At 62.9% G+C, this 12,579-nt stretch carries 10 protein-coding genes; all 10 read left to right on the top strand.

Going from position 1 to position 12,579, the window contains the following annotated elements; genetic code table 11:
• Positions 1–7: 7 nt before the first annotated feature.
• The 10 genes from VGH54_RS12690 (at position 8) to VGH54_RS12645 (ending at position 12,362) form a co-directional block, all read left to right on the top strand.
• On the top strand, positions 8–1,846 hold the full coding sequence (locus VGH54_RS12690; protein ID WP_331512352.1) for a family 2A encapsulin nanocompartment cargo protein cysteine desulfurase: 1,839 nt from the start codon (positions 8–10) through the stop codon (positions 1,844–1,846).
• A 564-nt stretch (positions 1,847–2,410) separates the two neighbouring features.
• Positions 2,411–3,121, top strand: a complete 711-nt coding sequence (locus tag VGH54_RS12685) for an ABC transporter permease (protein ID WP_331512351.1) — start codon at positions 2,411–2,413, stop codon at positions 3,119–3,121.
• On the top strand, positions 3,118–3,969 hold the full coding sequence (locus VGH54_RS12680; RefSeq protein WP_331512349.1) for an ABC transporter permease: 852 nt from the start codon (positions 3,118–3,120) through the stop codon (positions 3,967–3,969). The genes VGH54_RS12685 and VGH54_RS12680 overlap by 4 nt, the downstream gene beginning before the upstream one ends.
• Before the next feature lie 4 nt (positions 3,970–3,973).
• Complete coding sequence (locus VGH54_RS12675; protein ID WP_331512348.1) at positions 3,974–5,323, top strand: MCE family protein; 1,350 nt, start codon at positions 3,974–3,976, stop codon at positions 5,321–5,323.
• 22 nt (positions 5,324–5,345) lie between these two features.
• Positions 5,346–6,374 (top strand): MCE family protein, encoded by a 1,029-nt coding sequence (locus tag VGH54_RS12670; protein ID WP_331512347.1) that lies wholly within the window; start codon positions 5,346–5,348, stop codon positions 6,372–6,374.
• Positions 6,371–7,744, top strand: a complete 1,374-nt coding sequence (locus VGH54_RS12665) for an MCE family protein (protein ID WP_331512346.1) — start codon at positions 6,371–6,373, stop codon at positions 7,742–7,744. Before VGH54_RS12670 ends, VGH54_RS12665 begins: the two co-directional genes overlap by 4 nt.
• A 59-nt stretch (positions 7,745–7,803) precedes the next feature.
• Positions 7,804–9,168, top strand: coding sequence for a virulence factor Mce family protein (locus VGH54_RS12660; RefSeq protein WP_331512350.1), 1,365 nt, complete (start codon positions 7,804–7,806; stop codon positions 9,166–9,168).
• Complete coding sequence (locus VGH54_RS12655; RefSeq protein ID WP_331512345.1) at positions 9,165–10,289, top strand: MCE family protein; 1,125 nt, start codon at positions 9,165–9,167, stop codon at positions 10,287–10,289. The genes VGH54_RS12660 and VGH54_RS12655 overlap by 4 nt, the downstream gene beginning before the upstream one ends.
• Before the next feature lies 1 nt (position 10,290).
• Positions 10,291–11,796 carry an MlaD family protein gene (locus VGH54_RS12650; RefSeq protein WP_331512344.1) on the top strand — a complete coding sequence of 502 codons (1,506 nt, stop codon included), beginning with the start codon at positions 10,291–10,293 and terminating at the stop codon, positions 11,794–11,796.
• Entirely contained in the window at positions 11,754–12,362 is a 609-nt protein-coding gene (locus VGH54_RS12645) for an Mce protein (RefSeq protein ID WP_331512343.1), read from the top strand. The genes VGH54_RS12650 and VGH54_RS12645 overlap by 43 nt, the downstream gene beginning before the upstream one ends.
• The last annotated feature ends 217 nt before the right edge of the window (positions 12,363–12,579 follow it).

The raw sequence follows: 12,579 nt of genomic DNA, 5'->3' as shown, positions 1-12,579 counted from the left end.
AAGCGACTTGCCTCTCAGCTCTGCGGAACTCTCGGCGCTGGCCAGCCAGCTCTACGCGGCCAGCATCCGGCCCGGTTTCGACAGTCCGCCGCAGTCGGCGCCGGTTGCCCCGCGAGGCAACGCGCCCGACACAACGGCGGCCGCCTCGACAGGTCACACGGCGGCTGGCTCCGCGGATCAGTACCCGGTGCCGGTTCCGTTGCTCGGCGTGTCCGACGTCTACCTTCCCGCCCCGACGTCCCCGGAACCGGAGCCACCACCGCAGGCGGTTCCGGTGGCCCCGCGGGGCAACATGCCGAATACGACGGCCGGACCGTCCACTGCGGCGACGGCCGGGGGCATCGCGGATCCGTTCGTGCCGGCTGACCTCAGCGCATATGCGGTGCCCACCGAAGGCATCGTCCCGACGTTGCCGGGAGTGCTGGCCTCAGGTGTGCCGACGGTTCCGGTTGCTCCCCGCGGTTCAGCGCCGTCGTGGCCTGCGGGTGCACCGTCGGTTCCTGAGCTGGGGTGGACCGACAGGGTGCCCGCCCCGCCGAACGCACCGGCCGGCGATGAGGGCAACTATCACTTCCTGACCGCCAACGACCCGGTGCCGCTGTTGCCCGACGAGCACGAGGTGTTCGACGTCAACGCGGTGCGGGCGGACTTCCCGATCCTCAAAGAGGTCATCAACGGAAAGCCGCTGATCTGGTTCGACAACGCAGCCACCACGCAGAAGCCGCAGGTGGTGATCGACCGGCTGGTGACGTTCTACTCGCACGAGAACTCCAACATCCACCGTGCCGCGCACGAGTTGGCGGCGCGGGCCACCGACGCCTACGAGGAGGCTCGCGACACCGTTGCCGAGTTCATCGGGGCGCCATCGGCGGAGAACATCGTGTTCGTCCGCGGCACCACCGAGGCGATCAACCTGGTGGCGCACGCGTGGGGCGGCAAGCACCTGCAACCCGGCGACGAGATCGTCATCACCCACCTGGAGCACCACGCCAATATCGTTCCCTGGCAACTGATCTCACAGAAAACGGGAGCGATCCTGAAGTGGGCGCCGATCGATGATGCGGGCAACCTGCTGCTGAACGAGTTCGAGCAGCTGTTGGGTCCGCGTACGAAACTTGTTGCGGCAAGCCAGGTTTCCAATGCGCTGGGCACGGTGGTTCCAGTCGAGAAAATCGTCGAGCTGGGTCATCGCTACGGTGCGCGGGTGCTGATCGACGGCGCTCAGTCGATCCAGCACATGCCGGTCGACGTTGCTGAACTCGGCGCGGATTTCTTCGTGTTCTCCGGACACAAAATCTATGGCCCCACCGGGATTGGCGTGCTTTATGGCACCGAGGAAGCGCTGACCGAGACGCCGCCGTGGCAGGGCGGCGGCCACATGATCGCCGACGTCACGACGGAACGTTCGCTGTATCAAGGGCCGCCGACGAAGTTCGAGGCCGGTACCGGCAACATCGCCGACGCCGTCGGCCTTGCCGAGGCATTGCGATACGTGCAGCGGCTAGGTATCGAGCGTATCGCGGCCTACGAGCATTCGTTGCTCGAGTACGCGACACCGCGACTGGCCGACATTCCCGGAGTGCGCCTGGTGGGCACCGCCGAGGAGAAAGCCAGCGTGCTGTCGTTCGTGCTAGCCGGTCACGAGCCGCTCGAGGTGGGTAAGGCGCTGAACGCCGAAGGAATCGCGGTGCGTGCGGGTCACCACTGTGCGCAACCGGCCCTGCGGCGGCTGGGGTTGGAGGCGACGGTGCGCCCGTCGTTCGCCTTCTACAACACCCACGAGGAGATCGACGTCTTCCTCAATGCGGTGCGGCGTATCGCCGAAGGCGGCGGAGGAGTCGGCTGAGTCTGCGCCGGGCCTGGGCAGCGGCTGAAATCTCAGCTATCTGCCCAGGTCAGTGGCGTGTTTTGGGCTCCAATCGTCTTTTGGGCCACATTTCTTCTGGTTGATCCGAAACCTCACGCTCAGCGGCCAAAACCCGTAATTTCTCGACGTGGTCTGTGTGTGCAGGCGGGCAGCGGCATCGATGTCGCGCGCCTGCACGCGTCCATACCCGCAGAAAGCCGGGTGACCCCAAGCCTTCCCCGTAGTCAGAGGAGCGCGATGACGTGCATCACGAGCCGGCAGAACGAGCAAACTCGATGAAGGCCGCCGCCGTCGCCGGATTCTCGACAACGCATTGCGGGTTGCGCCTGGTAAGGGTCATGAATCCAACGTGCCGGAGCTACCGTCCGGCGGCCTGGTATGAGTCCTTTGAGCAAACTCGTCCAGCGATAAAGTCGTGGTCGTCGTCACACGCACGCGGCTCTCGGCGGAGCGGATAGGCCGTTGCCGCAAAGAACTCTCGGGCCGACGGTATCGGGGATTGATTGGTCCAAACCCGCTACCGGCATCGGCGACTTCGTTGTCATGGCGGGCGAGACATTCGCCGCCGCCTTTCGCCGGCCTTTCGCGCTGCGCGAACTGATCGATCAGATCTGGTTCGTCGCGAGGGTGTCGATCGTGCCGACCCTGGTGCTGTCGATCCCCTACACCGTTCTCATCGTTTTCACACTGAACATCGTGCTGATCGAGGTCGGCGCCGGTGACTTGTCCGGTGCCGGTGCGGCCCTGGCTTCGGTCACCCAGGTAGGGCCGGTGGTCACGGCGATCGTGGTCTCCGGTGCGGGCTCCACGGCGATGTGCGCGGATCTGGGCGCCCGCACCATCCGCGAGGAGATCGACGCGATGAAGGTCATCGGCGTCAACCCCATCCAGGCGCTGGTGGTGCCGCGGGTGATCGCCGCGACATTCGTTGCGCTGCTGCTGTATTCGGCGGTCGCGGTGGTAGGCCTTACCGGCAGCTACTTCTTCGTGGTGTACGTCCAACACGTCACACCGGGGGCGTTCATCTTTGGGATGACACTGCTGACCGGCCTTCCGCAGGTGATCGTGTCCCTGGTCAAAGCACTGCTTTTCGGGCTTTCGGCGGGTCTGATCGCGTGCTACAAGGGCCTATCCGTCGGCGGCGGCCCGATCTCAGTGGGCAACGCGGTCAACGAGACCGTGGTGTTTGCCTTCATGGCTCTGTTCTTGATCAACATTCTGGCCACCGCTTTCGGCGTGAAGGTATCTCCATGAGTACCGCCGAAGACGAGAGATACATACCCGGCACCGAGATCGTGAGTCGGCTCGTCGACTCGGTGCGCAGCTTGGGGGAGCAAACGGCGTTCATCGGCAGTGCGCTGGTGTCAACCGTCGACGCGGTTCGCCGTTATCCAGGTGAGGTGCTGCGGTTGGTTGCTGTTCTGGGCATGGGCACCGGGGCGCTGGCCGTCATCGGCGGCACTGTGGTCATCATCGGGTTTTTGACCCTGACCACCGGCGCGCTGATCGCCGTGCAGGGCTACAACACGCTGTCCAACGTCGGGATCGAGGCTCTCACAGGGTTTTTGGGCGCCTTCCTCAACGTCCGGTTCATCGCGCCGGCGACGGCGGGTGTGGCCCTGGCTGCCACCATCGGTGCCGGTGCCACCGCGCAACTCGGGGCCATGCGCATCAACGAGGAGATCGACGCGTTGGAGTCGATGGCCATCCGGCCAATCACCTACCTGGCATCCACCCGCATCGTGGCGGGGGTGCTGGCGGTCATCCCGATTTACACCGTCGCTGTGCTGATGTCGTTTCTGGCGACACGATTTGGCACGACGATCATCTACGGCCAGTCCCGCGGTGTGTACGACCACTACTTCTCATCGTTTCTGCACCCCACCGACCTGCTTTGGTCGTTCATCGAGGCGCTATCGATGGCGGCCGCGGTGATGGCCATTCACACGTATTACGGCTACCACGCCACCGGCGGACCGGCAGGCGTGGGCGAGGCGGTCGGTCGCGCGGTGCGCACCTCGATCACCGCCGGAGTTTTCATTCTGCTGACCATCACGCTGTCGGTATACGGGCAGTCCGGCAATTTCCACTTGTCGGGGTGATGAGATGAGCCAAGAGACTCGGCGGCGCCGGGGAATTGATCCAATTTGGTGGGCACCGGTACTCATTCTGGTGATCGTCGCGATCAGCACGGTGACCGCAATGGCGTTCGAGGGAACGCTGCGGACGACCGTTCCGCTCACCGTCATTTCTGACCGGGCCGGTTTGGTGATGGAAGACGACGCCAAGGTGAAGTTGCGCGGTGTGCAGATCGGTGAGGTGGCGCACGTCGAGTCCTACGCAGATTCGGCCGGCACGAATCTTTCGAAGCTGAAGCTGAAAATCTATCCGGACGAATTCCGCTACCTGCCGAGCAACGTCGAGGCGGAGATTAAATCCAGCACCGCGTTCGGGGCCAAGTATGTCGACCTCATCGTTCCCGCGGAGGGCACCAGTCATCATCAACTGGCCAAAGGCGCTGTGTTGCACAGCCGCAATACGACCGTCGAGGTCAACACCGTCTTCGAGAACTTGCAGTCGATAGTTCGTGCGATCGATCCGGCGAAGCTGAACGGTGTGCTGTCGGCGCTGGCGGACGCGTTCCGTGGCAAGGGCGAGCGCATAGGCGAGGCGATCAGCGGAGGCAACCAATTTCTTGTTGCCGTGAACCCCAAACAAGCCACCATCCGCAAGGACTGGCAGCTCTTCGGCAAGACCACCGCAGCCTATTCGGTTGCGACGCAGGACCTTTTGTCAACGCTTGACTCGTTCTCGACAACGAGCGTAACGATCACCAAGAACAAAAAGGCGCTCAACGAACTGCTGCTGGACGCGATCGGCTTCTCGAATGCCGGGATCAACACGATCGGCCGGAACGAGCAGAACCTGGTCAACTCGATCAACCTGGTGGCGCCAACTTTCGAACTGCTGAACAAATACTCACCGACCTACAAGTGCACCTTCGAGGGCGCGGTGTGGTACCTGGAGAACGGCGGCAGGGCCTACATGGGGGGCAACGGCAAATCCCTCATGATCGACGGTGGGCTGCTCTTCGGCGACGACCCGTACCGCTATCCCGACAACTTGCCCCTCGTGCAGGCCAAGGGTGGTCCAGGCGGCAGGCCGAGTTGTGGTTCGCTGCCCGACGCCAGCGCGAACTTCCCGGTGAAGTATCTGGTGACCGACACCGGATTCGGCACCGGCCTGGACATCCGGCCTAACTCCGGCATCGGTTTCCCCGGCTATGTCAACTACTTCCCGGTCACCAAGGGAACGCCCCAACCGCCGCTCATCCGTTACCCTGGCGGTCCGGCGCCGGGCCTGGAGCCCGCCTATCCCGGACAACCGCCGTACGGTGCACCTGACTATGCGGGGGCTGCGACGCCGCCGATCCCGCCCGCACCGCCAGCACCCTGACCGCGAAAAGTAAGGCATAGCAATGAGAACCAACAACGGCGCCATCGCGCGTGTGGTGGCGTTCACTGTTGTCTCTCTTGCTTTCGTCTTCATTCTGGTGACAGTTTTCGGGCAGTTCCGGTTTGACACCCGCACTTCCTACAGCGCGGTGTTCTCCAATGTCTCGGGGCTCAAAGGTGGGAACTTCGTCCGTATTGCCGGTGTCGAAGTGGGAAAAGTCAGTGCCCTCAAGCTGGAAAAAGACGGCACTGTCCACGTCAACTTCGCCGTCGACAAGGGACTGAGGCTCACCGAAGGCACCAAAGCGTCAGTGCGCTACGAAAACCTCATCGGTGATCGATATCTCGCGCTCGAGGACGGGCCCGGTCCGCCCAGGAGATTGCCGGAGAACGCCACTATCCCGTTGGCCCGTACCTCTCCTGCCCTCGACGTCGATGCGCTCATCGGTGGTTTCCGCCCACTGTTCCGCGCGTTGGATCCCGACCAGGTGAATGCTCTGTCCGGTCAACTGCTGAGGGTGTTCCAGGGTGAGGGCGCAACCATTTCGTCGGTGCTCGGCGAGACGTCGGCGCTGACCACGACGTTGGCCAACCGCGACAAGCTGATCGGCGATGTGGTCAACAACCTGAACGTCGTGCTGCACACCTTCGGCACCCGCGACAAACAGTTCTCAGACGGCCTGGACAAGCTCTCTCTACTGGTCGGGGCACTGTCTGAGCGCAGAACAGATATCACCAAGGACGTCGCTTACATCAATGCCGCGACAGGATCGGTGGCCGACCTGCTGACGCAGGCGCGACAACCGATCAAAGACGTGATAGTGCAAACGGATCGCGTCTCGGGGCAGATCGAGTCCGACCACAACTACGTCGACGACCTCGTCAGAACGCTTCCCGACGTTTATCAAACGCTGTCCCGCCAGGGTCTCTACGGCGACTACTTCGGCTTCTACATCTGCGATGTGATCATCAAGCTCAACGGCCGGAACGGGCAGCCCACGTTCGTCAAGCTGGTGAGCCAGGTAACCGGGCGGTGCTTGCCGAAAAAATGACCTCGATCACAAGTAGCTTCAAAGACAAGTTCAAGCGGCCCAACATCAAGCCGCTCGCCGAGCGTAACCGGACCACGGTCGGCTTGGTCGGCATCGCCATCGTCGTTGCCTTGGTGGGCGCTGTCTTCTCCTACGAAAAAATCCCGTTCCTCACCGGAAAGTCCGGCTATTCCGCGTATTTCACGGAGGCGGGCGGGATCAAGCCGGATAGTGACGTGCGGGTGTCGGGACTGTCTGTCGGCAGGGTGTCCAGCGTCAAACTGGACGGGACCAAAGTGCTGGTCAAATTCACCGTCGATGACGACGTCGCACTGGGCAACCGCACCGAAGCATCGATCAAGACCGAGACCGTGCTCGGCACGAAGATGCTGGAGATAACTCCGCGTGGAGACGGCACGCTGCAAGGCCCGATCCCGGTCGAGCGCACTCGCGCGCCTTACGACCTACCGGACGCCCTGGGCGATTTAACCAGCACCATCAGCGCATTGGACACCGCAAAGCTTTCTTCGGCGCTGACGACGTTGGCGAATACCTTCAAAGACACCCCACCTGATTTGAAGGCCGCCCTGGAGGGAGTCGCGCAGTTCTCCAGCACGCTGGACAACCGTGACGCGAAACTGCGCAGCCTGCTGGCCAATGCGAACAAGGTCACCGGCGTGCTGGGCAAGCGCAGCGACCAGATCGCCAACCTGGTCATCAATGCGAATGCCTTGCTGGCCGAGCTTCTGACGCAACGCAACGCGGTCGACGCGCTGATGACCAACGTCGGGGCCGCGACGCGGCAGATATCTGCAGTCATCGGTGACAACCGGACGCAGCTCAAGCCGGCCCTGGACAAGCTCAACTCTGTGCTGTCGATCTTGGACGACCGCAAAAAGGAACTGCAGCGCACCTTGTACCTCATCCCGAAATACGCGATGTCGTTCGGTGAAGTGCTGGGGTCGGGACCATTCTTCAAAGCATCGCTACCGAACCTGACGCTGGGACAATTTGTGCAGCCGTTCACCGACGCGGCGTTCTCCGATCTGGGGCTTGACCCCAATGTGCTGCTGCCGTCACAACTTGTCGATCCGGGCAACGGCCAGCCTGGCCTACCGCTGCTGCCGTTGCCCTACCCGCGAACCGGACAGGGCGGCGAGCCGCGACGGTCGATCCCGGATGCGATCACCGGCAACCCGGACCAGCACTCCTGCGGTCCCGCCGGGATCCCGTTACCCGGGCCCGGCTGCTACCCGTACCGGCCGCCGTCACCCGCGCCGCCGCCGGGTGGGCCACCACCCGGCCCACCGGCGGATCTCCAGCCGCCGCCCAAGCAAACGCCGGTGTACCAGCCGGCGCCCAACGAAGTGCCTGCGAACGGGGGTCGCTGATGACATTCGCGAATGTCCTTGCGAGACTTCGTAATCGGGTTGAGAACAGCGTGGCGTGGATCGAGAACCATCGGCGCCTGACGAAGATCGGTACGGCGATCAGCCTGGTGCTGATTCTGGCGGTCGGGATCAGCATGATGGTCACGCCGTGGTGGAAGCAGGTCACCCGCAACACATACGTCGCGTACTTTCCGAACACCAACGGTGTCTACACCGGTGATGAGGTCCGCATTCTCGGCGTCGCGGTCGGAACAATCGAGAAGATCGAGCCGCAGCCCAACGCGGCGAAGGTCACGTTCACCGTCGAGTCGGAATATCCGGTTCCCGCCGATGTCCGCGCGGCGATCTTGTCGCCGTCACTGGTCACTTCGCGCGCGATCCAGCTTGTCCCGGTCTACTCCGGCGGCCCGAAACTGGCTGACGGCGCGACCATTCCGGAGGAGCGGACCGCTGTCCCCGTCGAGTGGGACGACTTGCGTAAGCAGTTGGAGAAGCTGACCGAGTCCCTGCAACCCACGACCGAAGGCGGGAGCAGCGCGCTGGGGCAATTCGTCAACACCTCGGCCGCGAACCTGCGCGGGGAGGGTGACACCGCGCGCGACACCATCATCAAGCTCTCGCAGGCGGTTTCAGCGCTCGGCGACCACAGCACGGACATATTCAGCACGCTGCGAAACCTGCAGACGTTCGTCTCCGCGCTGACCTCGAGCAGTGAGCTGCTGGCGTCGTTCAACAAGAACCTGGCCAACATCACCACGGTGATGACCAATACCCCCAACGAGTGGGGCCAGGCCATTGCGGGATTGGACGGCGCCGTCAACGACCTGCGTCCCTTCGTCGCCGATAACCGCGAGGCCATCGGTACGACCTTCGACCACCTCAACGAAATCACCACGGCGTTGAACGACAGCCGCCGTGACATCACACAGACCCTGCACGTCGCGCCGAACGTGTTCCAGAACTTCCTCAACATCTATCAACCGGCGCAGAGCGCGGTGACCGGGATTCTGGCCCTGTCGAACTTTGCCGACACGGTCCAATCCATTTGCGGTTCAATCGAGTCCGACGGCCGTATCGGGGCGAAACGGTCGGCGAAGCTGTGCGAGCAGTATCTGTCTCCGATCATCAAAAACCGCCAGTACAACTACCTGCCGATCGGTCTCAACCCATTCGTGGGTGCATCGGCACGTCCCAACGAGCTCACCTACAGTGAGGACAAGCTCAACCCGCACATACCGCCGCCGGGAGCACCGGGTGGGCGGCCGCCCGCGGACAACGGCCCCCCGCCGACGTCGACTCAAGCACTGCCCGGCGGTGCCGTACCGCCGGCGCCGGTCGCCGTCCATTCGACCGACCCCCGCGGGGGACTGCCGGCCTTGATGGTGCCGGCGGCCGCACCGGCGCCGCCCGGAGGTACACCGTGAGGCGCATCCTATCTGCGGCACTTGCCATCTCGTGCTTGTCCTTGCTGACGAGTTGTGGAGGATGGCGGGGCCTCAACTCGCTACCGTTGCCGGGAACCCAGGGTAAGGGCGACGGTGCGTACACCATTCAGGCTCAACTACCTGACGTCGTCGTCATTCAGCCGAATACCCGGGTACGCGTCGCCGACGTGAACGTCGGCAACGTCACCAAGATCGAGGTGCAGGACTGGCATGCCCTGGTGACCATGCGGATCAATGGCGATATTCACCTGCCGGCGAACAGCACCGCCAAGGTCGGCCAAACCAGCCTGTTGGGTTCCATGCACATCGAGTTGGCGCCGCCGAAAGACGAGGCACCGCAAGGACAGCTCAAAAACGGCTCAGTCATTCCGCTGTCCAGAGCAGGCACTTATCCGACCACCGAGCAGACCCTGGCGTCGGTGGCGATTCTGCTCAACGGCGGCGGACTGGGTCACCTTCAAGAGATCACCCGGACTTTCGCGACGGCGCTGACCGGGCGCGAAAAAGAGATGCGCAGCCTGCTGACTCAACTGGACATCTTCGTCACCGAGACGAAAAAGCAGACCGACGACATCATCACAGCGATCGACAGTCTCAACTCGCTGGTCGGCCAGGTGGCGGACAAAGACCCGGTGGTTGATAAGGCGCTCACGACGATCCCGCAGGCGCTGGGGGTCTTGTCAGACACGCGGAAGACGTTGGTCGATGCGATCGACAAGGTGGGCCAGTTCAGTGCTGTCGCTGCCTCGACGATCCAACAGAGCAAGAAATCGCTCGTCGACAACTTCCGCAATCTCGCGCCGGCGCTACGGGAGCTGGCTAACGCCGGGCCCGCGCTGACCAGAGGTCTAGACTTCCTTTCGACGCTGCCGTGGGTGAAAAGCACTGTCCCCAATTGGTTTCGGGGTGACTTCGCCAACATCTCGCTTATCGTCGACCTGACTCTGAGCCGTCTGGACAGCGGCTTCTTCACCGGGTCGAAATGGGAGGGAAATCTGACCGAACTCGAGATGCAGTGGGGCCGCACCATCGGCCAGATGCCCAGCCCATACACCGCGGTAAATCCGTTGATCGCGGCGTACCACTGGGGGGGTTACTAGCATGTCGCGTTCGAGATCACTGCGGCTGTCCCGCCGGATATGGACACAATTGACGATCCTTGCATCGGTCACCGTGCTTTCTGTCGCCGTGATGGCATTCGGCTTCGTCAAAGTGCCTGCGCTACTTGGCGTTGGCCGCTATACCGTGGCCGTCGATCTGCCGGCTTCGGGAGGCTTGTACCAGACCTCGGTGGTGAACTATCGCGGCAGCGAAGTCGGCAGCGTCAAGTCGGTCGACGTGACCCAGAACGGGGTTCGCGCCGTTCTTTCGCTGAAATCCGACATCGCGATTCCTTCCGACGTGACGGCCGCGGTGCACAGCCGCTCGGCCATCGGTGAGCAGTTCCTGGAACTCACACCGCATTCCGGTAGCGCCACTGACACCGGCCCGAAATTGCGCGACGGCGATGTGATCGCGGTCGGCAAGACACAGATCCCTGTCGACATCGGATCCCTGCTGGACACAACCAATAAGGCACTCGCGGCGATCCCGCAGGACAACCTGCACACCGTCGTCGATGAAGCGTCGAAAGCTGTAGCGGGTCTGGGGCCGGAACTGTCCCGGCTCGTCGATGGTGGCACCGCGTTGGCGATCGACGCGGGCAAGACCAGCGACTCGTTCTCCCGTCTGATCGACGAGTTCCCTCCGGTGGCCAGTTCGCAAGTGCGAACGTCGGATTCGATCGCGACGTGGGCGCGGCGGGTGAACGCGATCACCAGTCAGGTAAAGGTACAAGATGACAGGTTTGCGGACCTGCTCAACACCGCCGGTCCGGCGCTCGACGAAGGCACCGCGCTGTTCGACAGGTTGGCTCCCACGTTGCCGGTGCTGCTGGCGAACCTGGTCAGTCTGGGCAAAATTGCCCTGTCCTACCGAAACGACCTCGAGCAGCTTTTGGTTATGTTTCCGCAGGGGACCGCGGTGATGTCGTCGATCATCGTGCCGGACCGGGTTGCCAAGATGGACTACAAAGGTATCTATCTCGATTTCAACTTGAACCTGAACTCGCCGCCACCATGCAACGCCGGGTTCCTACCGGTGCAGCAGCAGCGAATCCCTGTCCGCGAGGACTATCCCGACCGCACCAACGGCGAGTTGTACTGCCGTATCCCGCAGAACTCCGACATGAACGTCCGCGGCGTTCGTAACGTTCCTTGCGAGACCAGGCCGGGCAAGCGCGCACCGACCGTCGAGATGTGCGAAAGCGACGAGCAGTACGTCCCGCTGAACGACGGCCTGTTCTGGAAGGGCGATCCGAACGCGACGTTGAGCAGCCAGAGTGTGCCGCAGTACCCGAAGGGCGGGCCACCGTATTCGCCGGGCGAGCACTGGCATCCACCCGCTGAACCGGTGGTGAAGCCGCCAATCGCCATTCCCTACGACCCGGCGACCGGAAATTACGTGGGCCCGGACGGCCGTGCCTACAGCGAGTCCGACCTGGCCTTTACTTCGAAAGGTAAGACATGGCAGAGCATGATGGTGCCGCCGAAGAAACCGAATCCGTAGCAGCCCCTGAGCTCGACGCCGAGGATATCGACGCCGAGGAGGACGCCGGCAATGACACCAAAAAGCGCGTGCCGAAATGGGTTTCGAGTATTCCCAGGCCGATCGCGGTCGGGATCGCCATCATCGTGGCCCTACTCGGGCTGGGAGGCTGGCTGGGATTCCGCGTCCACCAAGACAATCAGGTGCAGGCGCAGCGCAACCTCTACGTGCAAGTCGCGCGGCAGACCGCGATCAACCTCACCACGATCGACTACACCGAGGTCGATGCCGACATCAAGCGGGTTCTGGATTCGGCCACCGGCGCCTTTCATGACGAATTCCAGAACCGCTCCCGACCATTCGTCGAAGTCGTCAAGAAAGTCCAGTCCAAATCGGAGGGCACCATCTCCGAAGCAGGTCTGCTCTCGTATACGAAGGACCAAGCCAAAGTGCTTGTCGCAGTGGCGGTGAAGACGTCCATGGCCGCGGCCCCGGCAGACCAGGAGCCACGCAGATGGCGGATGCGCCTCACCGTTGACAAAACAGGGGATAGCGCCAAGGTGTCGAATGTGGAGTTCGTACCGTGAGCAGCCGAATCGCATTAGCAGCGCAGGAGGACTCCGCGATGTCCGATGACACTGATCCAGTCGCCGACGAGTCGTCGCTCGACGACTTCGCCGAGCGCGACGACCTCGCCGATGAGGCCGAAGCGGCTGACGAGGCAGACCTGCTCGACCTCGAAGAAGTAGAAGGCGAAGGCGACGCGGCGGAAGCGCCTGTCGAGCAGAGCGGCCGGTTGTCCTG

The organism is Mycobacterium sp. (genome assembly GCF_036488105.1).
Lineage (GTDB): Bacteria > Actinomycetota > Actinomycetes > Mycobacteriales > Mycobacteriaceae > Mycobacterium.
The sequence above is the reverse complement of the archived record's forward strand: the minus strand, read 5'-3'. Positions and strand labels throughout refer to the sequence as shown.

Coding starts and splice junctions, on each gene's coding strand:
- VGH54_RS12665 (WP_331512346.1), top strand. CDS start 6,371: ATGACCTCGATCACAAGTAGCTTCAAAGACAAGTTCAAGCGGCCCAAC.
- VGH54_RS12685 (WP_331512351.1), top strand. CDS start 2,411: ATGGCGGGCGAGACATTCGCCGCCGCCTTTCGCCGGCCTTTCGCGCTG.
- VGH54_RS12680 (WP_331512349.1), top strand. CDS start 3,118: ATGAGTACCGCCGAAGACGAGAGATACATACCCGGCACCGAGATCGTG.
- VGH54_RS12670 (WP_331512347.1), top strand. CDS start 5,346: ATGAGAACCAACAACGGCGCCATCGCGCGTGTGGTGGCGTTCACTGTT.
- VGH54_RS12675 (WP_331512348.1), top strand. CDS start 3,974: ATGAGCCAAGAGACTCGGCGGCGCCGGGGAATTGATCCAATTTGGTGG.
- VGH54_RS12645 (WP_331512343.1), top strand. CDS start 11,754: ATGGCAGAGCATGATGGTGCCGCCGAAGAAACCGAATCCGTAGCAGCC.
- VGH54_RS12650 (WP_331512344.1), top strand. CDS start 10,291: ATGTCGCGTTCGAGATCACTGCGGCTGTCCCGCCGGATATGGACACAA.